The organism is Streptomyces sp. NPDC086549 (genome assembly GCF_044746205.1).
Taxonomy (GTDB): Bacteria; Actinomycetota; Actinomycetes; order Streptomycetales; family Streptomycetaceae; genus Streptomyces.
The window spans coordinates 738706-763303 of sequence record NZ_JBIVBS010000001.1; the positions used below are offsets into that span (position 1 = coordinate 738706).

17 protein-coding genes are annotated in these 24598 nt (G+C 70.6%); 8 read left to right on the forward strand and 9 right to left on the reverse strand.

Going from position 1 to position 24598, the window contains the following annotated elements; genetic code table 11:
• Positions 1-169: 169 nt before the first annotated feature.
• Positions 170-4579 (forward strand): ricin-type beta-trefoil lectin domain protein, encoded by a 4410-nt coding sequence (locus tag ACIPSA_RS03430; RefSeq protein WP_402628272.1) that lies wholly within the window; start codon positions 170-172, stop codon positions 4577-4579.
• Positions 4580-4673: 94 nt separating this feature from the next.
• On the opposite strand, the gene ACIPSA_RS03435 is transcribed toward ACIPSA_RS03430, so the two are convergent.
• The gene (locus ACIPSA_RS03435) at positions 4674-4910 is read right to left on the reverse strand and encodes a hypothetical protein (RefSeq protein ID WP_402628274.1); all 237 of its coding nucleotides are present in this window, start codon (positions 4908-4910) and stop codon (positions 4674-4676) included.
• A 56-nt stretch (positions 4911-4966) separates the two neighbouring features.
• Here ACIPSA_RS03435 and ACIPSA_RS03440 point away from each other — a divergent pair, with 56 nt between their 5' ends.
• The 6 genes from ACIPSA_RS03440 to nirD all read left to right on the forward strand — a co-directional run bounded on the left by ACIPSA_RS03440 (position 4967) and on the right by nirD (position 11429).
• A complete protein-coding gene (locus ACIPSA_RS03440) occupies positions 4967-5554 on the forward strand; it encodes a TetR/AcrR family transcriptional regulator C-terminal domain-containing protein (protein ID WP_402628275.1) in 588 nt (195 codons plus the stop codon).
• A gap of 283 nt (positions 5555-5837) precedes the next feature.
• Positions 5838-6380, forward strand: coding sequence for a hypothetical protein (locus ACIPSA_RS03445; RefSeq protein ID WP_402628277.1), 543 nt, complete (start codon positions 5838-5840; stop codon positions 6378-6380).
• Between the two features lie 111 nt (positions 6381-6491).
• Positions 6492-7112, forward strand: a complete 621-nt coding sequence (locus ACIPSA_RS03450; RefSeq protein WP_402628278.1) for a class F sortase — start codon at positions 6492-6494, stop codon at positions 7110-7112.
• Between the two features lie 143 nt (positions 7113-7255).
• Positions 7256-8473, forward strand: coding sequence for an NAD(P)/FAD-dependent oxidoreductase (locus tag ACIPSA_RS03455; protein WP_402628280.1), 1218 nt, complete (start codon positions 7256-7258; stop codon positions 8471-8473).
• The gene (gene nirB, locus ACIPSA_RS03460; protein WP_402628282.1) at positions 8473-11082 is read left to right on the forward strand and encodes a nitrite reductase large subunit NirB; all 2610 of its coding nucleotides are present in this window, start codon (positions 8473-8475) and stop codon (positions 11080-11082) included. Before ACIPSA_RS03455 ends, nirB begins: the two co-directional genes overlap by 1 nt.
• Positions 11079-11429, forward strand: a complete 351-nt coding sequence (gene nirD / locus ACIPSA_RS03465) for a nitrite reductase small subunit NirD (RefSeq protein WP_402628284.1) — start codon at positions 11079-11081, stop codon at positions 11427-11429. Before nirB ends, nirD begins: the two co-directional genes overlap by 4 nt.
• Positions 11430-11483: 54 nt before the next feature.
• Here nirD and ACIPSA_RS03470 read toward each other — a convergent pair whose 3' ends face one another.
• The 6 genes from ACIPSA_RS03470 to ACIPSA_RS03495 all read right to left on the reverse strand — a co-directional run bounded on the left by ACIPSA_RS03470 (position 11484) and on the right by ACIPSA_RS03495 (position 19194).
• A complete protein-coding gene (locus tag ACIPSA_RS03470) occupies positions 11484-12410 on the reverse strand; it encodes an oxidoreductase (protein ID WP_402628286.1) in 927 nt (308 codons plus the stop codon).
• A 75-nt stretch (positions 12411-12485) separates the two neighbouring features.
• Entirely contained in the window at positions 12486-14801 is a 2316-nt protein-coding gene (locus ACIPSA_RS03475) for an FGLLP motif-containing membrane protein (protein ID WP_402628288.1), read from the reverse strand.
• Between the two features lie 217 nt (positions 14802-15018).
• Positions 15019-16194 (reverse strand): methyltransferase domain-containing protein, encoded by a 1176-nt coding sequence (locus ACIPSA_RS03480; RefSeq protein ID WP_402628289.1) that lies wholly within the window; start codon positions 16192-16194, stop codon positions 15019-15021.
• 1 nt (position 16195) lies between these two features.
• Entirely contained in the window at positions 16196-16879 is a 684-nt protein-coding gene (locus tag ACIPSA_RS03485) for a DUF6415 family natural product biosynthesis protein (protein WP_402628291.1), read from the reverse strand.
• A gap of 379 nt (positions 16880-17258) precedes the next feature.
• Positions 17259-18446 carry a helix-turn-helix domain-containing protein gene (locus ACIPSA_RS03490; RefSeq protein ID WP_402628292.1) on the reverse strand — a complete coding sequence of 396 codons (1188 nt, stop codon included), beginning with the start codon at positions 18444-18446 and terminating at the stop codon, positions 17259-17261.
• A gap of 106 nt (positions 18447-18552) precedes the next feature.
• A complete protein-coding gene (locus ACIPSA_RS03495) occupies positions 18553-19194 on the reverse strand; it encodes an HAD family hydrolase (RefSeq protein WP_402628294.1) in 642 nt (213 codons plus the stop codon).
• A 138-nt stretch (positions 19195-19332) separates the two neighbouring features.
• Between ACIPSA_RS03495 and ACIPSA_RS03500 the strand changes: the two genes are divergently transcribed.
• On the forward strand, positions 19333-19881 hold the full coding sequence (locus tag ACIPSA_RS03500) for a flavoprotein (RefSeq protein WP_402628296.1): 549 nt from the start codon (positions 19333-19335) through the stop codon (positions 19879-19881).
• A 258-nt stretch (positions 19882-20139) separates the two neighbouring features.
• Here ACIPSA_RS03500 and ppdK read toward each other — a convergent pair whose 3' ends face one another.
• A complete protein-coding gene (ppdK, locus tag ACIPSA_RS03505) occupies positions 20140-22887 on the reverse strand; it encodes a pyruvate, phosphate dikinase (RefSeq protein ID WP_402628298.1) in 2748 nt (915 codons plus the stop codon).
• A 406-nt stretch (positions 22888-23293) separates the two neighbouring features.
• Positions 23294-24523, reverse strand: a complete 1230-nt coding sequence (locus tag ACIPSA_RS03510; RefSeq protein ID WP_402628300.1) for an ROK family protein — start codon at positions 24521-24523, stop codon at positions 23294-23296.
• Between the last annotated feature and the right edge of the window lie 75 nt (positions 24524-24598).

Below are 24598 nucleotides of genomic sequence, written 5' to 3' on the forward strand. Positions count from 1 at the left end.
TTTTGCCAATGCCATGACAAGTGTGTGATTACTTTTGGCCTTTCCTGTGTACGTTCTGTGACGGGGGAAGCGACCCTCACCGTCGCACGCCGTCGCTGGCTTCCTGACCAACGCCCAGCGAGCCGCTTCCTGAAGTGTCTGTCGTGCCGTCGTGTGAAGGAGCTCTGTCGTGCTGCCGTCGTCCGTCCGCAGACTCGCGCTGTTGCCCGCAGTGGCCACGCTGCTGCTCACCGGACTGGTGGTCCCCGCCGCCGGGTTCGCTGCCGACGATCCTGTGGACACCTCCGACCCGTTGCTCGCCGCCCAGGCACAGGCCATTGCGGGCGGCACTTCCGTTCCGGTGGACGCGCTGACCAGTGAGACCGGCACCGTGGCCGCTGAGCCGGACGGCTCCTTCACCAGAACCTCGTCCGTGCTGCCGGTACGAGTGCGTCAGGACGGCGACTGGGTGCCGGTGGACGCCACTCTCGCCGCCAACGCCGACGGCACCTACTCCCCCAAGGCCACGCTCAGCGGAGTACGTCTCTCGGGCGGAGGCAACGGGCCACTGGCGACGCTCACCGATCCAGCGGGACACCGCATGAGCCTGACCATGCCGTTCGCCCTGCCGGCACCTCAGGTCGGGGGCAACACAGCGCTCTATACCTCTGTGCTGCCCGGCGTCGATCTGTCGGTCTCCGTGACGGATCAGGGCGGTTTCAGCGATGTCCTGGTGGTCCACGACGCGAAGGCCGCCGCTGATCCGCGGGTCCGCAGACTTGCCGTGGCAACGGACACCGACGGGCTGGACCTTTCGCCCACCGCTGCCGGCGGGATGACGGCGACCGCCCGCGACGGTTCGGTGTCCTACACAAGTCCGCCTCCGCTGATGTGGGATTCCAGCAGCAGTTCGCCGACCGGCACCCAGACACGCCTCAGGACCGCGTCCCTCGCGCGTGCCGCCGCCGGTTCCTCGGACCCTGCGGACACGTCCTCCGTGACGGGTCCCGGCACCGGTGCCCAGGTCGGCCAGGTGCCCATGAGCACCACCTCCGGCACCATCACGCTGGCTCCGGATACGTCACTGCTCGACGGCTCGGGCACGCACTATCCCGTCTACATCGACCCGTTCGACGATCCCGTGAACAGCAAATCCGGTGCCTTCGATGAGGTGTACTCCAGCTCCGCCTGTTCCGACGCCCCGCAGTACAACAAGCCGCAGACCAACGGCGAGGGCGTCGGCTACCAGCGCTGGGGCGGTGCCTGCGGCATCGGTCTGGAACGCTCCTACTACGCGGTCAATACCAGCGGCCTGGACCCGGCCATGCACGTGATCGAAGCCGAGGTCACGGTCAAGACCACCTACGCGGCCAGCCTCGACTGCTCCCACGACCAGCCGATCACCCTGCACAGCACCGGTCCCATCAGCTCCGACACGGACTGGAAACACCAGCCCGAAACCCTCGACGACAACGGCTACCCCGCCGTGAAGACGACCGTCCCCAGCGGCGCCAACACCAACTGCAGCAACAGCACGGCCCGCTTCCGCGTCGACAAACAGATCCAGCAGATCGCCGACGGCAACAAGAGCACGTGGACGATCGGCCTGTTCGGCAACGAGTCCACGTCCAGTTCCAACGACGACTACCTGCGTATGTCCCAGACCCTCAGCCTCGTCACCAACTTCGACATCCCACCGGACACCCCCACCAAGCTGCGCACCACGCCCAAGCCGCTCGGCGCCGACGGCGACTGCGTGACCGGCAGTGGCGCGGTCGGCTGGATCGGCGCCACCACGTACGACGACGCAGGCAGCAACGTCCAGCTGCACTCCATCGTCATCACCCACATCAAGGGTGAACACGCGCAGGCCCACTACCACGTCTGGGACCGCACCGACCTCGACTCCAGCGGCAACCCCGTGGACAAGCCCGACCGGGTCAGCGACTCGACGGCCTCCGGCGGCGACGCCGACGCATCCATCGGCTTCACCCTCAAGGACGGCCACGAATACGGCTGGGACGTCTACGCCCGGGACAACTCGTCCATCCACATGCAGTCCCCGGTCAGCGACCACTGCTGGTTCGACACCGACTTCACCCCGCCGCAGACTCCGGCCATCGCCGACAACCCGCACTTCCCGTCCGTCGGCGGCGGAGCCGGCGACACCTATGCGGGCAGCGACGTGACCACCGACTTCTCCGTCACCGCCGCCGACAACACCCCGGCCGACACCTGCGACCCGGCCGGCTGCAAATCCAGCGGCATCGACCACTTCCTGTGGCAACTGGACAGCCAGCCGACCGCCACCACCGGCCACACCGCCAAGGTGACCTCCACCAGCGGCACCACCGCCTCCGGCACCCTCACCGTTCCGGTGACCAACTGGGGCGTCCACACCCTGTACGTCGCTGCCGTCGACCGCGCGGGCAACATCTCCCAGAGCCCCGCGGGCTACACCTTCACCGCACCCTGGAACCCCAAGACCAAGATCGCTCCCGGTGACATCACCGGCGACGGCAGCCCCGACCTGCTCGCCACCACCAGCACCGGCGACCTCGAACTCATCCCCGGCAACACCGACCCCGCCCAGGCCCCCGCCCAGGCGCAGGACGGCCCGGTCACCGGTACCCCGCCCGCGATCACCGGCCCGGTGATCGTGTCCACCGCCGCCGACGCCCCCGCCGGAACCTGGAAGGACTACCTGATCGCCCACCGCGGCAACCTGCACGGCGACACCCATGACGACCTGTTGGCGTACAACCGTAAGAACAACCGGCTGTACGTGGTGCAGAACGACCTCGACCCCAAGGACGACGGAGCCTTCCCGCACGAACCCTTCTCCACCTTCCCCGGTTTCCTCGACCACCGGTACGAAGCCGTGTCCAAGGACCCCTGCGAGTCCACCGACACCGTCCCTGCCGCTCGCTGCGCGGACGCGGGGTACGATCCGAAGGCCCCATGGGACATCACGCAGTTGGTGGCCGCGGGAGACGTGTACGGCAACAGCGACCACCCCGCCGTCATCACGGTCGAACACGGCAAGCTGTGGATCTACCAGACCTACGGCACAGTCCACATGGGACACCCCCGGCTGCTCGGCGACGGCGACTGGTCGGGCCTGACCCTGATCGCACCCGGCCGGGTCGGCGGCACATTCACAGTGGACGCCAACGGCAACGGCAAGGTCACCGGCGGAACCCCCACCCTCTGGGCCCGCGACGACGCCTCTGGCGCCGTCTACACCTTCCCGCTCGGCAGCGACGGCAACGGTCAGCTGCCCAAGCTGCTGCACGCCCCCGTACGCACCGCCCTCACCTCCGCCGTACGACCCACAAGCGGGGGGACCATCTGCCTGGACGACGCCGGCGCCCACACCGCCGACCGCACCAAGATCCAGGTGTACGCCTGCAACGGCTCCGCCGCCCAGAAGTGGGTCCTGCACGACGACGGCTCTCTCCGTGTCCTCGGTAAATGCCTCGACGTCACCGGCGGCGCAACGGACAACGGCACCCTCATCCAGCTCTACACCTGCAGCGGCAGCGCGGCCCAGAAGTGGACCACCGGCGCGTCCGGCAGCCTGGTGAATCCGCAGTCCGGCAAGTGCCTGGACGATCCGGGCTCAAGCACCACCAACGGCACCCAGGTACGCCTCTACACGTGCAACAACAGCGCAGCCCAGAACTGGACGAGCAGCACCGCCGCCGACTGGAGCACATACCCCGCCACCGCGCTACCGGTGGTGCTGCGAGCCCACGACTTTCCCACCGTGGCCTCCCCCGGTGACGTCAACAGCCCCACCGGCGGTCCCGACGGTAAGCCGGATCTCTACGCCACCGACACGGCGGGACAGCTCACCGAATACCCCGGCGCCACCCCGACCGAGACCACCGCGGCCTTCGCCGACCCCGTGGGGCTGGGCACCGTCACCGACACCGCCGCCCACCGTTGGAAGCTGGACGACGCCAACGGCGCCGCCGCCGACGCTGTTGGCAACCTGCCCGCCACCCTGACCGGCGGAGCATCCTGGGCCACGGACACCGACCGCGGGACGACGCTCAACCTCAACGGCAGTACTGGCTACGCCGCCACCACAGACCCGGGCGTCGACACCAGCGGCAGCTTCACGGTCTCGGCCTGGGTCAAGCTCAACTCCCTCTCCGGCGACAACTCCACGTTCGTCTCACAGTCCGACGACCCATCCGTGGGCGCCGCCAACGGCTTCCAGCTCTACTACTCCTCCGGCGCCCAGGTCTGGGCCTTCGGCCGCCACGACGACGACACCGCCAGTGCCTCCTTCACCGCCGCCTACGGCGCCAAGGCCGTGGCCGGCAAATGGACCCACCTCGTCGGCGTCTACGACGCGGACGCCGGGCAGCTCCTGCTGTATGTCAACGGCCGGCTGTCGGCCACCAAGGCCTACACCGGCACCATGTGGAACGCGGCAGGCCCCGTCCAGTTCGGTCGGCGCCTCTACCAGAACACATACGGCGAATACGCCAACGGCCGCCTCAGCGATGTTCGCCTGTATGCCACGGCACTGCCACCGGGAGACGCGGCGACACCGGGCGGCAGCGCAACTCTGCTGCAACTCGACTGACTGCGAGCCGCGTCGGTCCGCGCCGTCGTCGACGTCCCTGCAGCGCAAGAGGCCGGTGTCCGTCGGGGCACCGGCCTTGTCGTGTGCGCTGTGGTCAGGCGGCCGGCTCCTGGTCCCGGGACTCGGCGGGCTGCTCCGGCTTGCCGTCCCGCATCACCACCGTGGCCAGGATCGCCGCGGCGAGGACACCGAGGGCGCTCAGCGCGAAGGAGGTGGACGTCGAGGAGGTGAAGGCCTCGCGGGCCGCGTGGACCAGTCCCGCGTCGCCGTGGGCCGTCGCCGACGCGCCGGCGACGGACTGCTCGGCCTGTTCCGGGGCGTCGGCGGGCATCCCGTCGGCGTAGCCGCTGCTGAGCAGGGAGCGCGGACGGCATCGAGGCGCTCAGCATGCGCAAGCTCGGCGCCCGCCTGAACGCCGGCGCAACCTCCCTCTACCGGCACGTCGCCACCAAGGACGAGCTGATGGAGCTGGCCGTGGACGAGGTCGCCGCCGAGATCCACGTACCGCCCTCCGACAGCCCGGACTGGCGCGCCGCCGTCACCGAGGCCGCGACCTCCTTCCGTGCGACGGCCCTGCGGCACCCCTGGCTGTCCTCGGTCCTCGGCCAGGCCGGGCTCGCCTACCTCGGCCCCAACCTCATGGCCTTCTCCGAGCGGCTCGCCGCGCTGTTCACCGCGATCGGCTTCCCCGAGCCCAGCGGCGCGATCGACGCGGTGCTGTCGTACACGATCGGGATGAGCAGCACGGAGGCCGCCTGGCTCACCACGGTCGCCCGCTCCGGCGAGACCGAAGCCGAGTTCATCAACCGCCTGCTGCCCGCCGCCCAGCAGGCCGCGGCCGGCCACGACCACCTCGCCGAGTCCTACGCCGACGCCGTCGCGGCGACCACGGACCCGGTGAAGGTCCGCGACGACAAGTTCGCCTACGCCCTGGAGATCGTGCCGGCCGGACTGGCGATGCGGCTGCCGGACTAGCACCTGCCTGACCCCGGTCACCCGTTCACACGCGCCGCCGACGCCGTTCGTGTTCCCTTCCGTGTGTGGCCTGGCGCACGCCCATGACCTGCCGGAACACCCGACCGGCAACCCGTACGGACGCGGCCGGGGACACCCGTTCATCCCATTCCTGACGCTTCCTCAGGAAGCGGGCGCGGCCGAGTGCCACTTACCTCGGAAGGGCAGGGGCGCGACCGACTCGGCGGCACATGGGGGTGCCGCGGGCCGTGCCCCCGGAGACAGTCCGACTCGAGGGAGCACCATGCGACGCACCGCCCGCATGCTGACCGGTACCGCGCTCGCCGTCGCCGCGGCGGGGTTCGCCGCCGCGCCCGCGCCCGCGTACGGCGGTGTCGCGGTGACCTCGGCGGCCGGCAGCCTGGAGGTGTATCCCACCACCGCGGTGCCGGGCGGTCAGGTCACGGTGAACACGAAGGTGTGCGGCGAGCGGGGGTCGGCGGCGGGTGACGCCAGCGCGGTGGGCGCGGGCCCCTTCATGCTGGCGCCCAGCACGCACGAGGGCGACGCGATCGGCCAGTTCCGGGTGCCGCCGAGCGCGCAGCCGGGGACGTACGAGATCGTCGCGAAGTGTGCCGTGGGCGGCCGGCAGGTGACGGGCGACCTCGTGGTGACGCTGAGCACGGCGCACGAACAGGTGCAGCCGCGCGGAGTTGTGAAGACGGGGGTCGGCGGCGCACTGGGCCCCGACCCCGTACAGACCGCGGTGGGTGTGGCGGCTCTTGCCGTCGCCGCCGCGGGCGGTACCTGGCTCCTGCATCGCCGGGCGAGAGGCGACGGGATCTGACGGACACCCTCCGCTGTCCGTCAGCCGGTACCGCAAGCCCCACCCCCTCCGGGTCCGACGCCCCTCGCGGCCCGGAGGGGGTAGGGGGCCACGTCCCGGAGAGGGGTTCGCATGAGCAGGATCGGCGACACCGCCATAGCCGCCGTCACCGTGGTCGCCCTGGCCTCCGGCGTGTTCCTGCTGGGAGGCGGCGCGGGAACACACGCCCCGCCCCAGCCGTCCGTCGCCGAGGGCCGCCCGGATCCGGGCGAGGAACGGCTCGCGACCGCCGCGCTGCCGCCCTCCCCGCCCACCCGCATCCACATCCCCTCGATCCGGGTGAACGCCCCGCTGATGGGCCTCGCCCTGACGAAGTCCGGCAGCCTCGACGTCCCGCCCGCCGCCGAGAAGAACCTCGCCGGCTGGTACGAGGCCGGCACCACCCCCGGCGAGACCGGCACCGCGATCGTCGCGGGCCACGTCGACAACACCGAAGGACCCGCCGTCTTCTACGACCTCGGCGCCCTGAAGCGGGGCGCCACCGTCGAGGTGGACCGGCGCGACGGCGGCGTCGCGGTGTTCACGGTCGACGCGGTCGAGGTCTACCAGGCCCGGAATTTCCCCGACGAGAAGGTGTACGGTGCGGCCAGGCGCCCCGAGCTACGGGTGATCACCTGCGGCGGGGGCTACTCGAAGGCCACCGGCTACCAGGGCAACGTGGTCGTGTTCGCGCACCTGACCGGGAGCCGGTGAGCCCACCTGGCCGGGAGCCGGTGAGGGCACCTGCCCGCGTCCCGAACCCTCACACCCGCTCGCCCCTCCCGCTGAGGGCAGCGTTCCTCACGGGAAACAGCCGTGATGCCACCGGGTAACGTCGGCACCGCACGCTGCGTTACATGACCTCGAATACGCGTGTGGTGGTGATCGGCGCCGGACTCGCGGGCGTACGTCTCGCCCGCCGGCTCGGTGAGCTCGGCATGCCCGCGCTGCTCGTCGGCGAGGAGGAGCACCGCCCGTACAACCGGGTGCTGCTCGCCGAGGTGCTGGCCGGCCGTTACAGCCCGGAGGTGATCGCCCTCCCGGCGCCCGCGGAGCTGACCCGTGCCCAGGCCACCGGCATCGACCGCGACCGGCGCACCGTGCACTGCGCGGACGGCACGGAGATCGCATACGACACGCTGGTCCTGGCCACCGGGTCCAACCCCGTACTGCCACCCCTGCGCGGCCTGTTCACCCCCGACCGTGTGCTGCCCGAGGGCGTGCACGCCTTCCGCACGATGGACGACTGCCTGGGCCTGTCCAAGGCGGTACGGCCCGGTGTGCGGGCGGTCGTCATCGGCGGCGGGCTGCTCGGCGTGTCCGCGGCCCGCGCGCTCGCCGTGCGCGGCGCCCAGGTGGTCCTCGCCCAGCAGGCCGAACGGCTGATGGAGCGCCAGCTCGACCCGAACGCGTCCAGGCTCGTGCTGCGGCATCTGAAGGACCTCGGCGTCGAGGTGCACACCGAGTGCCGGGTGCGGGACGTGCGCTGCGTCGGCGGCGCGGTCCGCTCCGTGGAGATGGCCGACGGGTACGCCCTCGACGCCGACCTGGTCGTCCTCGCCTGCGGCATCCACCCCCGGGCCGGCCTCGCCCAGGAGGCGGGACTCGCCGTCCACAAGGGCATCCTCGTCGACGACGAACTCCGTACGTCCGACCCGCACATCCACGCCATCGGTGACTGCGCCCAGCACGACGGCACGGTGTACGGCCTGGCCACTCCGGCGCTCGAACAGGCCGAGGCACTGGCCGAGCTGCTGGCCGGCCGGTCCGGCGCCCGCTACACCGGCACCCGTTCCCTGACCCGGCTCACCCTGACCGGGCCGGACTCCCCCTTCGACCTCGCCGCGTTCGGCGAGACCGAGCCGCTCCCCGGCGACGACGTCGTCCAGCTCACGGACGCCACCCGTGGCACGTACCGCAAGGTCGTCGTCCGCGACGACCGCCTGGTCGGCGGGGTCCTCGTCGGCGAACTCGGCACCGTCGGCGCGCTCGCCCGCGCCTGGGAGGGAGCAGAGCCGCTCCCGTCCGACGGCGGCCCCCTGCTCCACCTGCTCACCAACGATGGAGGCTCCTGATGTCCACGACCGCAACCGTCGGGGGCCCGCCCCGCCCCACGATCGTGCTCGTCGGCCACGGCATGGTCGGCCAGCGCTTCCTCGAAGCGCTGGCCGAGCGCGGCCTGACCGCCACGCACCGCGTGGTCGTGCTGTGCGAGGAGCCGCGTCCGGCGTACGACCGCGTGCAGCTCACCTCGTACTTCTCGGGGAAGACGCCCGAGGACCTCTCCATGACCGACCTGGAGTTCATCAAGGACCACGGCATCGAGCTGTACGTCGGCGACCCGGCGGAGACGATCGACCGCGAGGCGCGCAGGGTGACCGCCCGCTCGGGTCTCGTCGTCGACTACGACGTCCTCGTCCTGGCCACCGGCTCGTACCCCTTCGTGCCGCCGGTGCCGAACAAGGACGCCGAGGGCTGCTTCGTCTACCGCACGATCGAGGACCTGCTCGCGATCGAGGAGTACGCGAAGACCCGCGCCACGACCGGCGCGGTGGTCGGCGGCGGCCTGCTCGGGCTGGAGGCCGCGGGCGCGCTGAAGGGCCTCGGACTCACCAGCCACATCGTGGAGTTCGCGCCGCGCCTGATGCCGGTGCAGGTCGACGAGGGCGGCGGCGCCGCGCTCCTGCGCACGATCGAGGACATGGGCCTGGCCGTCCACACCGGTGTGGGCACGCAGGAGATCGTCGTCGGCGAGGACGGCGCGGTCACCGGCATGAAGCTGTCCGACGGCTCCGAACTCGCCACCGACCTCGTGGTGTTCAGCGCCGGTGTCCGCCCCCGCGACCAGCTGGCTCGGGACTGCGGCCTCGCGGTCGGTGAGCGCGGCGGCATCACCGTCGACGAGCAGTGCCGTACGGTCACCGACCCGCATGTGTTCGCGATCGGCGAGTGCGCGCTGGCGGCGGACGGCCGGGTGTACGGCCTGGTGGCACCCGGTTACGAGCAGGCGGAGACGGCCGCGGCGACCATCGCGAAGGACGAGGCCGCGTTCACGGGCGCGGACCTGTCCACCAAGCTCAAGCTCCTCGGCGTCGACGTGGCCTCCTTCGGCGACGCGCACGGCACGACCGAGGACTGCTTGGACGTCGTCTACTCCGACTCCCGCGCGGGTCTGTACAAGAAGCTGGTCATCGGCCGGGACGGCACGCTGCTCGGCGGCATCCTGGTCGGCGACGCGGAGGCGTACGGCACGCTGCGCGCGTTCACCGGCTCGGTCCCTCCGGTCTCGCCGGAGTCCCTGGTGCTGCCCGCCGGCGCGGGCGCCTCCGTCCAGCTCGGCCCCTCCGCCCTCCCCGACGAGGCGGTCATCTGCTCCTGCCACAACGTCACCAAGGGCACGATCCGCGGTGCGGTGACGGAGCACTCCTGCACCACCGTGCCCGAGGTCAAGAAGTGCACCAAGGCCGGTACGGGCTGCGGCAGCTGCGTCAAGGTGCTCGGCCAGCTGGTCACCGCCGAGCTGGAGGCGAGCGGCGTCGAGGTCGACAAGGGCCTGTGCGGCTGCTTCGCGCAGACCCGCGAGGAGCTGTACGAGATCGTCCTCGCGCTGCGCATCAACACCTACCAGGACCTGCTCGACCGCTACGGCCGGGATGCCGCCCGCAGCGGCGACGGCTGCGAGGTCTGCAAGCCGGCGGTGGCCTCGATCATCGCCTCCCTCGCCCCCACGATCGGCGCGAGCGGCTACGTCCTGGACGGCGAGCAGGCGGCCCTGCAGGACAGCAACGACCACTTCCTCGCCAACCTCCAGAAGAACGGCTCGTACTCGGTCGTCCCGCGCATCCCGGGCGGTGAGATCACCCCCGAGGGGCTCATCGTGATCGGGGAGATCGCCCGCGACTTCGGCCTCTACACGAAGATCACGGGCGGTCAGCGGATCGACATGTTCGGCGCGCGCGTCGAGCAACTCCCGTTGATCTGGACGCGGTTGGTTGACGCGGGCTTCGAGTCGGGCCACGCGTACGGCAAGTCGCTGCGCACGGTGAAGTCCTGCGTCGGCCAGACCTGGTGCCGCTACGGTGTCCAGGACTCCGTCCGCATGGCGATCGACCTGGAGCTGCGCTACCGGGGGCTCAGGTCCCCGCACAAGCTGAAGTCGGCGGTCTCCGGGTGCGCCCGCGAGTGCGCCGAGGCCCAGTCGAAGGACTTCGGCGTGATCGCCACCTCCAACGGCTGGAACCTGTACGTCGGCGGCAACGGCGGCGCCACCCCGCGCCACGCGGACCTGCTCGCACAGGACCTGTCCGACGCCGAACTGGTCCGCCTGATCGACCGGTTCCTGATGTTCTACATCCGCACCGCCGACCGCCTGGAGCGCACCTCCACCTGGCTGGAGCGGATCCCGGGCGGCCTGGACCACGTGCGTGACGTGGTCGTGGAGGACTCCCTCGGCATCTGCGAGGAGCTGGAGTCCCTGATGGCCGACCACGTGGCGCACTACGCCGACGAGTGGGCGACCACCATCAACGACCCCGAGAAGCTCGCCCGGTTCGTGTCCTTCGTGAACGCCCCCGACACCCCCGACCCGGTCGTCGGCTTCGTCCCCGAGCGCGACCAGATGAAGCCCGACCTGCCACTGCTGACCATCGGCCACCGTCCCCTGGAAGGAAGCGCCCAGCGATGACCCTGGCACCCGAGACGACCGACCTGAAGGTCCGGCTGCGGCTGGAGGAGGACTGGTTCACGGTCTGCGACCTGAGCGCGCTCACCCCGGGCCGCGGAGTGGCGGCACTGCTGCCGGACGGCCGCCAGGTGGCCCTGTTCCGTGACCGGGCGGGCCGCCTGTACGGCATCGACAACCGCGACCCCTTCGGCGGCGCGGCGGTCCTCTCCCGCGGCCTGACCGGCACCCACCAGGGGCGCCCGTTCGTCGCCTCCCCGCTCCTGAAGCAGCGCTTCGACCTGGAGTCCGGACAGTGCCTGGACGACGAGAGCGTCCGGGTGGCGGCTTACGAGGTGCGCGCGAGCTAGCGCGCCGGCTGTCAGCGGCGCTGCTCCTCGGGCGAAGGGGGGCGCGGGGTCGTGTCACGCCTTCAGGGCGTCATACGTCACCCCCGTCAGCTGCTCGGACGCGTCCCAGAGTCGCGCGCCCGCTTCGTCGTTGAGCGTCCACGAGGCGCGCCAGGACGGTGCCGGCGCGCCCCGCCACATAGCGAAGGACGGCCCGAAGAAGGAGTCGGGCCGCGCGCCGGGGGCGGTCGCCGCGTACAGCGTGGGCAGGGCGCCCGCTTCCGCCGGCTGGGCGAGGACGCGGTTGCCGGCCTCCATCAGCCGCTCGGCTCCCCGGCGCCCCTCGGCCCGCGGCCCGGCGGTCTGGAGGTTGGTGGCGGCGTACCCGGGATGGGCGGCGGCCGCGACCACGTCCGCCTCGGTCGCGGCCAGCCTGCGTGCCAGTTCGTGCGTGAAGAGCAGGTTGGCGGTCTTGGAGCGGGCGTAGGCGATCCAACGCCGGTACCGGCGCTCGCTGTTGAGGTCGTTGATGTCGATGTTGGCGAGCGCGTGCATCATGCTGGACACGGTCACGATCCGCGCACCGGGCGTCGCGAGCAGCGTGGGGGCCAGCAGCCCGGCAAGGGCGAAGTGCCCGAGGTGATTGACCCCGAACTGCGTCTCGAACCCGTCCGCCGTCGTCCCGTACGGCGGTGCCATCACCCCGGCGTTGTTCACGAGCAGATCGAGGCGGTCGTACGAGAACCCCTCCGCGAAGTCCCGCACGGACGCCAGGTCCCCGAGGTCCAGCCGCCCGAACTCGACCCGGGCCACCGGCACCTCGGCCCCGATCCGGTCGACGGCCTCCCGCCCCCGCGCCTCGTTCCTGCACGCGAGCACCACCCGGGCCCCCTTGCGGGCCAGCTCCCGCGCGGTGACGTACCCGAGGCCGCTGTTGGCTCCGGTGACGACGGCGACGCGGCCGCTCTGGTCGGGGATGTCGTGAGCGGTCCAGCCGGGCATGGTGCGGGTCCTTCCGATGGGGGCGCCGTGGCAGACACCATCCCACGTGACCGTCCCGGGGGCAGTCCGTGCTGGTCACGGGCGCGTCGGTGGGTTCCGTCGCGCATCACGCGCCACGTACCACCGCAGGAGCAGGGAGAAGGCCCCGGCGGCCAGGAACAGGGCGGTGGCTATGCCCACGGTCCACCAGCGCAGGTCCCCTCTGGCCGCGAGGTCCTTGCCCACTCCCGGGTGCAGGCTGTTCAGCAGGACGTGGAAGAAGAAGGTCAGACCGATCAGGTAGAGGGCGAACCAGGCGAACTTGTTCCAGTCCTTCAGGTGATGCCCGTCCATGCCGGACAGCGGGAGCAGGCCGAACACCACCACCTCGATGCCGCCGACCACCATGAGCCCCAGGGTGTAGGCGATCACATAGCGGAGGCTGCCGGGCGAGTCGTGGTCTTTCTGGACGGCCTGGATCAGGGGCGCGCCCAGCACCCATACGAGGACTGAGGCGGCGAGCACGCAGATCCCGCCGATCAGGGCCGCCTGCCCCCTCGGCATGCCGTCGTCGGGGCCGGGGCGGCGGGAGCCGGACACGATGTAGACGGCGACCAGGCCGTAGACGTACGGGACCGGGAACTCCAGGAACCGGGACATCAGCGCCATCAGCGCCGCCAGCAGCAGCCCGACGGGGACCACCCGCAGCTCCGTGCGGAACCCGCCCCGGCGCGGGTGGCGCAGGGAGTCCTTGGTCTTCTCGTAGGCCATCAGGACCATCAGGATGCCCGCGGCGGCGCCGACGGTCCTGACCGCGGTCGACGTACTCAAACCGGTGCTGGCATCGGACCAGACGGCCAGGGAGCCGCCGAGGAGTGCGAAGCCGAACATCCTGGCCCAGCCGGGCAGCTTCGGCTCCGGTGCCTGTCGCCGCTGCCACCAGCGGCTTATCGCGTTGTCGGCCAACTGGCTGGGGAAGGCCCGCTCCAGGAGGAGGACCAGCAGCAGGAACCAGGCGGCCATCGCCACCGACCCGGCCAGGTCCTTCAGCGCCCAGGAGACGTCGGCGGGGGTGCGCAGAGCCCCTACGAGGTCAAGTGCCGCATCGTGCCCGGTTCCGCCGCCGCCCGGGCAACACGGGTCGCGGCTCTCGGACGGGCTCGGACTGGCGCTGTGGCTAGGGTCGGTACTCTCTGTCGGGTCCGGACTGCCGCTGCTCGTGGGCGACGGGGTGATCGGACCCGTCGGCCCCTCCGGGTGGCTGAAGGAGCCCAGGGGCAGCTCGAAGAGCTTCAGCTCGTCCGTGCTCGGCAAGTCGATCTCGCCGGCCTTCTCCCGGGCCCGGCCAGGGCAGTCCAGGTCGACTTCCCGATGCCCCGTCATGTCGGCCGGCAAGTGGGCGTGGAGGTCGATGAACTCCCAGCGTCCCGCCCCGGCGGCACCTTCGGTCGAGCCCTCGTCCAGCCAGGTGTCCAGGCGGCGTCCGCCGATGACGATGGCGCCCCGGGTGCACGCGGCCGGGTAGTCGGTCAGGTGGATGGTGACATCGTGGGTGTCCTCCGTTGAGGGGGTGGCGGACGGAGGGTTCACGGTGAAGGTCTTCGAGTCCTGGACGTCCTGCGGGCTCTGGCAGCTCACGGTCACCTCGTGCTCGCCTTCCGTGGCGGTGGACGGGACCGTCAGCCCTGCGTCGAAGGTTCCGTCCGCGTCGGGGGTGGCGGTGGTGGCGGGTTCCCCGTCCCAGAGGACGTCCACTCCCGCTCCCTCGTCGCACAGGAATCCCTCGCCGTGGACGCCCGAATCCGTCCCTGGGTCCCCGGAGTCCGGATCGAGGGAGATCGACGGGTCGGGGGTCTCCGGGGACTCCGGCGGCAGTACTTCGTAGGTGGCCTCGGCGACGGGCTCGCCGTAGTCCGAGCAGTAAGCCCGAATGTGGTAGGTCCCGGGCTCGGTGTCTGCCGGCACGGTGACGTCGTGCTTGAAGCCCCCATGGTCGTCGACCGTGAGGCTCGCCGGGTCCCGCCCCTCCACCTCGAAGGTCAGCGGGCCCGCCAGCTCCGGCCCGTCGGCGCAGTCGAAGTCCGTGCCGGTCATGGTGAACGACGTGGGGGCCTCGACCTGTTGGTCCGGCGGCGTCAGCGAGGGGTCGAGCGACGGAAGCGAAGGCGAAGGCGTGTCGTCGTCCGTCTCTGTGTCCGTCGGCTGCGGGTCCGGCTCGTCGTCCGGCTCCGAGGGAGACACGGGCGGGCCCGACGGCCCCGGTGTGTCGTCCGCCCGGACTCCGGTCACCACCCGCGCGCCGACGCTCGCCGCGGCAGCGCTCGGCAGCGCCGTCATGGCCACGAGCAGCAGCACCGCCGTGACCGCGCTCCACAGCCCCCGACCCCGTGTGCGTCCGGTCCACCACCCCATGCCCCTGCCCCCTCACACCCGCACGGCCTCCCCACGCCGCGCCCCCTCGGTTCCACCACGTCAGACGAACGGGCAGCGCTCGGCCGTTTCCGCCCGTGGGGGCGCATCATGGTGTGGCTCTCAATGCGAAAGCTCCGCACGCCCTGGGTGGTACGCCCGCGCGTGCCGAAGGGGCGGCAACCCTCACAGGGTGCCGCCCGCCCTCGTCGCGGACAGGTCACACGGGCCAGGGCTCGTCGTCCGGATTGTCGAGCCAGACGTGCTGGGCACCCTCGGCAGTCACGGTCAGCCCGAACCGCTCGTAGCCGGGTCGGCCCGATCCCTGCCACCAGCGCAGCGCGGCGTGCACCTCGTCCCACAGCTTGCGTGGCCCGGACTGGTAGACGGTGGCCTCCGGCTCGCCGTCCCGGAACATCACGCACGCCCAGGAGCGGCCTGCGAGGTCGTAGAACCACACCGGCCGGGCACCTTCGCGTTTCCGGGCGGCCTGTTGGTAGCAGTTCCGCACCCGCAGTCCGATCGCGTACGTCGTCGCGTTGAACCTCCCCTCGCCGAGCAGTTCACCCTCGGTGACGGTCGTGGTCGAGCGCTCGGCGTCGGCCACGCCGTCGGGGACGTACTCCTGATGTCCCGCGAAAGGCAGGCGCTGGGCACGCAGCTTCATGAACTGCACGGGTCCGGTGAAGTGGCCTGAGGCACTCGCGCCGTCCTGCGCGACGGTAAGTCGGGCGATCGCATCCTGGTTGCTGTAGTGCGTGCCCCAAGGTGCCACGACGAGCCCACCGGGCCGTGTCTGGGCGAGCCAGGCGGGTGGAATACAACGCACACCGGCCGTGGCGATGATCCGGTCGTACGGAGCGCACCGCTCGTCACCGAGCGCACCGTCCCGAGTCAGCACCAGCAGGGGCGATCCGAAGCGGGCCAGCCGATCCCGTGCGGCGGCGGCCACGTTCGGATCGATCTCGATGCTGACGACGTTGTCCCGCCCGAGCCGGTGGGCCAGGAGGGCGGCGTTCCATCCGGTACCGGTACCGATCTCCAGGACACGCTGTTCCGCCTCGACGTCGAGGTCACGCAGCATGCGGAAGACCACGGACGGCATGGAAGCGGATGACGTCGACAGAGTGCCGTGACCATGGCTGTCGCCGTCGTCCCACTGGGTCACGATCGGCACGTCGGCGTCCGCGTATCGCTGCCAGGCGGCCGGGTCCTCCCGCCGGTCCGCTTCCACGGTGGTGCCGGTGTCCATGTCGTACGGCCACATCACGTCGGGCAGGAAGGCGGCTCGCGGCACGGCCGCGAACGACGGGACCCAGTCGGAGGTCAGGTCCTTGCGTGCGAGAAGGGAGCGGCCCAGAGCGGACCGCCCCTCCTCCAGATCGGTGAACGTCATGTCAGCCGGCGGCCCTCGGACCGCCGTCCGGGGAGGGTGGCTCCTCCGGCCCCGGCCACGGCTCGCCCGGCAGACCGTCACCGCCCTCTCCGCCTCCGCCGCCTCCCACTGCGGTCGCGATCACATCCGTCTTCATGGTGTCTCCCTCGATTGCGAACTCATGCGGATTCGACGAAGTCCGCGTGCGTGCGGCACCTCGGTCGTGTGCGTACGCCGCCAACTTCTCGTAGTGCTCGCACAAGGCGTTCAGGACGCGGGCGAGCTTCCGGGCGTGGGCGACGTCTCTGCTCACCCCCGGTCGCGGCGTACTCCGGAGCTTCCCTCGCGCCTCCCCCACGCACGCGAGGGCGCAGTACCGGGGAATGCTCTCCTTGTGAAGCCTCCCGGCCGCCTTCTCGACCTCGGGGACGAGCAACTCCAGGTGCCCGCTCAGCGTGCGTGTGAGGGTGTCCAGCTCGTCGGGACCCGGGGGCAGGGCATCCGGCGCGGCGTCGGGCTCCAGCAGGATCCTCGCGGTCTCGCGCATCACCTTGATGTCCACCGGCCCGTACGGCTCCCACCCGTGCGGGATGTTGACCGTGCCGCGGTCCTCCGTGATGGATCCCTCGCGGTTCACCCGGTACACGCGCATGGTCATCTTGATGCCAGGTGGGCGGTCCTGTTCGGTGGCTGTACCGTTCGTCATGTCGACGCTCCTTCGTAGCGTGGGCCACGCCCCGGGGCCGTCGCGAGCGGTCGCCGGGGTCTGTCGGCTTCTTCCAACGTGGTGTCGGCCACGGCCGCCCTGCTCCCGCATCCGCACGTGACGATCTGCCACACCCGCGTGCTGCCATGGACCATGACGTGCCCAGCCCCGCGCAGGGGCTGCTTGCCAACGGCTCCGCATTCGAAGCAGGCTTTGGCGTGCAGCAGGGCGATGCCCACGCGCCCATCGATGACCTTCGGCGCGAAAGAGAGCACCGGGCACCCCCATTCCCATCTTCCGGTTCCTGCGCTTGGGACAGATGGTGGGGGTGAAGAGGAGCCACAAATACCCCAGCGAGGGGTATTCGAGGTGGTTCGCCTCAGGTGGCGGCGCACCACTCAGCGAAGTTGGTGAGGGTCTCCGCGTCAGCACGCTTCAACCGGCGCAGCGTGGCAGTGTCCTCACGGACCCACGGATGTTCTCGGGTGTGCTGCGGAGCGATCCGGCGAGAGACCTTCAGCGACTCGAACGCATCGCGGGCAAGCCCAGACCACAACTGGGCGCGGGCTAGTTCGATGTAGAAGCCGCTGCGGCGCTCGGCCGGAAGCGTGTTGGGCGGCTTCCACTCGCGTGCGACAGCCAGGGCACGGCCCACATATTCATTTCCGAGGCTGACCGCGACGGACACCTCGTGGATGCGCACGGAATCGGGGCCGAACGCGGTGCCGTCGTACACGTCCTCGGTGACTCGATCCGCGAGGGCGCGGGCCTCGTCGAGATGGGTGGCGGCAGCCGAGGCGTCGCGCGCACGGCCGGCAATGACCGCGGCCCTCATGTGCAGGGCACCCCTCGCCGCGGTCTCGCGGGCGGTGCCGGAGGCGGGTGCTGCGTCGATGGCCTGTTCCAGCGCCCGCAGCCCAGCGGCATGAGCCTGCGCGGCAAAGAAGATCTCTGTCCGCACGTAGGCGACGGCCGCGGTGAGAAGCGGGTCGTCAGCCTTGGGGGCGGCCCACCGCATGAGTTCGATGAGACGCGCGGACAAGTCGCGGGCACCGAACTTGTAGGCGACGGCGTCCGCCGAGCGGTAGGCGCTGACAAGGAGTCCGGCGAGTTCGAGCTGCTCGCGGGCAGGGGCCGCATGACAGGCGCGGGCGAGTTCGGCCAGCAGATCGGGAACCTCGCGCACGATGCGCGTGTACTGAGCACTCAGCCGCCAGCAGGTAGCCTCGGCGACCGCTGCGCGGAGTTCATGGAGGGGACGGATCGCCCCGTCGTCCGGGAGGTCGTACGTGGCGATCGCGGCGGACAGAGCGGGCAGCGCTTCGTGGACGCGGGTCTGAGTCGTGTCCCGGTCAGAACGCAAGCGTGTGGGGTCGACACCGAGGGCGTCCGCAATGGCCTCCAGCGTGGCATCGGTCACGCCACGTTCACCGCGTTCGATCTTTCGAATGGTGCCTAGGGCGACGCAGGCCGCATCCGCGAGCTGCTGCTGCGTCATTCGCGGTCGGACGACGCTGCGGCAGTAGGCGATCCGCCTGCCTACTCCGCCATCGGTGTGTGCGGGCATGTTGGCTCCAGTTCGGGGCGTCCGCTCCGAACGGTACCCGCGTCGCAACGTTGCGTGTACGCGAACGGCCCCACCCGCTCCGGCTGGTGGAGCCGCTCCGCAGCGGTCAGGTTCCGATGATCGCGGCCAGCTGCGAGAGGCTGTCGATCCGCCAGTCAGCCGCCGCCACGACCTCCGGGTCGTCGGCCCACAGATGTCCCCAGGGGCCCCTGCGGAGATGGGCCGCGCGCAGCCCAGCCGCCTTCGCGGGGAAGAGGTCGTTGGCCGGATGGTCACCGACGTACAGAGTCGCGCTCGGAGGAGCCTGCGAAACCTCCAATACTCGTCGAAAGAAGGCTTGTTGAGGTTTCGCAACCCCCCAGTCCCCCGATGTCACGATGAGGTCCGCAGGGAGGTCCAGGTCTTGCAGCAGTTCACCCACGCGGGATGTCTGATTACCCGCGATGATGACGTGCAGACCGAGTTGGCGCAGCGTGGACAGGGCTGAGCGCACATCGTCGTAGAGGTCGGTCTCGTCGAGGTGCTCGCCACGGCCCGCCGCTTCGCGGGCGTGGTACTCGGCGGCGACGTCGATGCCGGGACGTGCGAGCCGGAGGGCGTCGGCGTTGTCCTGCCCCCGGGCGACGACCGCGCCGACGAGTGCGGAGAGGGTGTGGCGGGGAACCTCCAGCCAGTCGGCCCATGAAGCCCAGTAACGGTCGTCCCGGGTGATCGTCTCGCCGATGTCCAACACGATGGTCTCAATCACCCTGGGAGCCTACGGCGCAGTCGGCGCCGAGTGCCCGACGCGAGACGGCGATGCGATGACGCGGTTCGCGTACTCCCGACACGGCCTCCCTCAACTCCTTGCGGATCAGGGACGGTTACGTGTGATCGGATAGGCAGCATGACGAAGACTGCCCGCGTGCTCTACCTGTTCGGTTCGGCCGCCCCACCCGCCTTCGGCGTCGCGCAGGTGATCCAGGACGCGCAAGCCCGCGGATTCGACGTATGCCTCGGTCTCACCCCCACCGCCGCGCGCTGGATGGCACCGCAACTGGCCGAGCTGGAGCGGCTGACCGGGCATCCCGTGCGCAGCGAGTACAAGATGCCGGGTGAGCCGGACGTGTGGCCGAAGGCGGACGTGATCGCCGTCGCGCCGGCCACCTTCAACACGTTCAACGCGTGGGCCCTCGGCCTCACACACGACTTCGTGGTGGGCGTAGTCGCCGAGGGCATCGGCAAGAACATCCCGACTGTGACGATGCCGTGTGTGAATGCCGCCTACGTTCGGCACCGCCAGTTCGAGCGCAGTGTCGCCGAGCTGCGCGACATGGGCGTACGGGTCCTGTACGGCGAGGGCGGCTTCGTGCCGAACCAACCCGGTCAGGGCAAGCCCAAGGAGTACCCCTGGCACCTGGTCCTCAACGCCGCAGAGGAAATCGCCCGGGACTGATCAGTTGCTCGACCGCGAGCCTGCTGCCCCCGTGCGTCCGGATCGGGCTTCGTCTGAAGTGCCGCGTCCTCACGGGCGGGACCGTCCTATATCACGGGATGACACAAAGGAGCGGCACCCCCGCACAGGGTGCCGCCCCTTCTTCTTGGTGCGCCGGAGCCGCCGCCGATCGGTCTGAGGGTCGGGGACCGACGACGGCTCCGGGGCCAGGGGAGGGGCGGCGTCGGCCGCCGGCCTCCGGGCGAGCGGGTCAGCGGGTCAGCGGTGGTCGCTGCCCGCCGACTGGGTCGCCGCGCGGCCGGCCTCGAGACGCGCGACCGGGATGCGGAACGGGGAGCAGGAGACGTAGTCCAGACCCACCTCGTGGAAGAAGTGGACCGACTCCGGGTCGCCGCCGTGCTCGCCGCAGACGCCGAGCTTCAGGTCGGGCCGGGTCTCGCGGCCCGCCTTGGCCGCCGCCTTCACCAGGGAGCCGACGCCGTCCTTGTCGATCGTCTCGAACGGGCTGACGCCGAAGATGCCCTTCTCCAGGTAGGCGGTGAAGAACGAGGCCTCCACGTCGTCGCGGCTGAAGCCCCACACCGTCTGGGTCAGGTCGTTCGTGCCGAAGGAGAAGAACTCGGCGGCCTCCGCGATCTGGTCCGCCGTCAGCGCGGCGCGCGGGAGCTCGATCATCGTGCCGATCGCCAGCTTCAGGCGGACGCCCGTGGCGGCCTCGACCTCCGCGATGACCTGGTCGGCCTCGTCGCGGACGATCTCCAGCTCCTGGACGGTGCCGACGAGCGGGATCATGATCTCGGCGCGCGGGTCGCCCTTGGCGTTCTTGCGCTCGGCCGCGGCCTCGGCGATGGCCCGTACCTGCATGGTGAAGAGGCCGGGGATGACCAGGCCGAGGCGTACGCCGCGCAGGCCCAGCATCGGGTTCGACTCGTGCAGGCGGTGAACGGCCTGGAGCAGCCGCAGGTCGTTCTCGTTCGCGTCCTTGCGGGACTCCGCCAGGGCGACCCGGACCGACAGCTCGGTGATGTCCGGGAGGAACTCGTGCAGCGGCGGGTCGAGGAGGCGGACCGTGACCGGCAGGCCGTCCATCGCCTCGAACAGCTCGACGAAGTCCTTCTTCTGCAGCGGGAGGAGCTGCTTGAGGGACTCCTCGCGCTCGGTCTCCGTGTCCGCCAGGATCAGGCGCTCGACCAGCTCACGCCGGTCGCCGAGGAACATGTGCTCCGTGCGGCACAGGCCGATGCCCTGGGCGCCGAAGCGACGGGCGCGCAGCGCGTCCTCGGCGTTGTCCGCGTTGGCGCGGACGCGGAGGCGCCGCTTGCGGTCGGCGAAGGCCATGATGCGGTGGACCGCCTCGACCAGCTCGTCGGCGTCGTCGGCGCCGGCGTGCATCCGGCCCTCGAAGTACTCGACGACCGGGGAGGGGACCACCGGGACCTCGCCCAGGTAGACCTTGCCCGTGGAGCCGTCGATGGAGATCAGGTCGCCCTCCTCGACGACGTGACCGCCCGGCACCGTCATCCGGCGGCGCTTGGTGTCGACCTCCAGCTCCTCCGCGCCGCAGACACAGGTCTTGCCCATGCCGCGCGCGACCACGGCCGCGTGGGAGGTCTTGCCGCCGCGCGAGGTCAGGATGCCCTCGGCCGCGATCATGCCGTCGAGGTCGTCCGGGTTGGTCTCCCGGCGGACCAGGATGACCTTCTCACCCGAGCGGGACCACTTCACGGCGGTGTACGAGTCGAAGACCGCCTTGCCGACCGCGGCGCCCGGCGAGGCCGCGATGCCCCGGCCGACCTGGTCGGTCTTGGCGTCCTCGTCGAAGCGCGGGAACATCAGCTGCGCCAGCTGGGCGCCGGTGACGCGCTGGAGCGCCTCGGTCTCGTCGATCAGGCCCTGGTCCACCAGCTGGGTGGCGATGCGGAAGGCGGCACCGGCAGTGCGCTTGCCGACGCGGGTCTGGAGCATCCAGAGCTGGCCGCGCTCGATGGTGAACTCGATGTCGCAGAGATCCTTGTAGTGGTTCTCCAGGGTCTCCATGATCTGCATCAGCTGGTCGTACGACTTCTTGTCGATCGACTCCAGCTCCGCGAGCGGGACCGTGTTGCGGATACCCGCGACCACGTCCTCGCCCTGCGCGTTCTGCAGGTAGTCGCCGTAGACGCCCTGGTGGCCGGAGGCGGGGTCACGGGTGAAGGCGACGCCGGTGCCGGAGTCGGGGCCGAGGTTGCCGAAGACCATGGAGCAGATGTTCACCGCGGTGCCCAGGTCGCCGGGGATGCGCTCCTGACGGCGGTACAGCTTGGCGCGGTCGCCGTTCCAGGAGTCGAAGACCGCCTTGATGGCGAGGTCCATCTGCTCGCGCGGGTCCTGCGGGAAGTCCCGGCCGGCCTCGGTCTTGACGATCCGCTTGAACTTGGTGACCAGCTTCTTCAGGTCGGCCGCTTCGAGGTCCGTGTCGACGGTGACCTTCTTGGCCTCCTTGGCCGCGTCGAGGGCCTCCTCGAACAGCTCACCGTCGACGCCGAGGACCGTCTTGCCGAACATCTGGATGAGGCGGCGGTACGAGTCCCAGGCGAAGCGGTCGTCGCCGGCCTGCTTGGCCAGGCCCTGCACCGACTTGTCGGACAGGCCGATGTTCAGGACGGTGTCCATCATGCCGGGCATGGAGAACTTCGCGCCCGAGCGGACCGACACGAGGAGGGGGTTGTCGGCCTGGCCGAGCTTCTTGCCCATACGGGCTTCCAGCGCGGCGAGGTGCGCACTCACCTCGTCACGCAGTGCCGCCGGCTCCGAGCCGCTGTCGAGGTAGACCTTGCAGGCCTCAGTGGTGATCGTGAAGCCGGGAGGGACGGGAAGCCCCAGGTTGGTCATCTCGGCGAGGTTCGCGCCCTTGCCGCCCAGGAGGTCCTTGAGGTCCTTGTTGCCCTCGGTGAAGTCGTAAACGAACTTCACGCCCTCAACACTCTGGCCCTGCTCGGCTACCTGAGGATCTTTGTTTTCCGACACGGGTCTCGACTCCTTGAGGCCGCGGTGGCTGCCCTGACGGCCAGGAACATACCCAGATCGAAGGCTCCTGGGTACGTCCACTTGTGCGTCATGCGCCCGTAACCAGTCGTCCGCCACAGGATCGAAAGTCAAAGCTTGGCAAGCGCAGAGCAGTCGATGTTTTCACTTCTTGAACGCATCAGCGCCAGCAGGCGCCAGATTCCGCTCACATGAGCGTCTCTCGGCACGCCTGAGTTCGATCGATGAACGATCAAGGGGTGGCACCGAGTGCCACCCCTTGGAGAAGTACAGTCGCCCGTGATCCGCTCATCTGAGCGCAACCCTTATCAAGGGTGGCGAGAATCACGCTCCCACAGACGCCCGGATTTCACCATGCGGAACGTGACCTGGGACGGAAACACGCCGGTCACACGCCCAGCGCCAGCAGTCGCTCCTCCACCCGCTGCGGCGCGTAGAGGTGCTCCACGACCAGGGCACCGGCGCCGACCAGGCCGGCCCGCTCGCCGAGCCGCGAGGTGACGACGTCGAGATGGGCGGTGGAGCGGGGCAGCGCCCGCTGGTACAGCAGTTCCCGCACACCGGTGAGGAAGGGTGTTCCGGCCAGATCCCCGGCGATCATCAGGACCCCGGGGTTGAGCAGGGTCACGACCGTCGCCAGGACGTCCCCGACCCGGCGCCCGGCCTCGCGGGCGAGCGCGGCCGCCTCCGGGTGCCCGGACGCCAGCAGGTCCCGCACGTCCGAGCCCGAGGCCGCCGGAACACCGGCCTCCGCCAGCCGCCGGGCCACGGCGCCACCGCTGGCGACGGCGGCGAGACAGCCGTACGAACCGCACCGGCACAGCGCCTCCGCGTCGACCCGGATGTGCCCGATGTCCCCGGCACCCCCGTCGACGCCCCGGTAGATCGAACCGTTCACCACGACGCCGGCGCCTATGCCGGTCGACACCTTGACGAGCACGAAGGCCGAGCAGTGGGGGTGTCCGGTGCGCTGTTCGCCGTACGCCATGAGGTTCGCGTCGTTGTCCACGAGCACCGGCATGGCGGGCACGCCGGTGTGCTCGGTGAAGGCCCGGGAGAGGCGGTCGCGTATGTCGTAGCCGTCCCAGCCCGGCATGATCGGCGGCTGCACGACCCGGCCGGTCTCGCTGTCGACCGGCCCCGGCACCGCGAGCCCGATCCCGCACGCCTCGTCCGCCCGGTGCCCCGCCTTCTCCAGCAACTCGGCGAACCAGCGGCCGAGTTCGCCCAGTACGGCCTCGGGGCCGTCCTCGATCACCAGCGTGCCGGAGTGCTCGGCGAGGATCTCGCCGGTCAGCGACAGGACGGCCGCGCGGGCGTGCCGGGTTTCGAGGTCGGCGGCGAGGACCACGGCGTGGGAGTCGTCGAACTCCAGGGTGATGGAGGGGCGTCCGCCGAGCGGCGAGTCGACCGGACCGCCGGCTCCCTCGCGCAGCCAGCCGGCCCGGAACAGCCGGTCGAGCCGCTGGCCGACGGTGGCCCGAGACAGCCCGGTGGCCTGCTGGAGGGCGCCGCGTGTGATCGCCCGTCCGCTGCGCACCAGTTCGAGCAGCTCGCCGGCGCCGGCATGGCTGCCGCCCCTGCCGCCCCTGCCGGTCCTCCCGGACTGTCCGGTCATGCGCACCCCCTTGTGTTTCTCAAGCTTGCATTACATATTGGGTTTTGCGTGTTAAGTAGACGTAACTCTATGGTA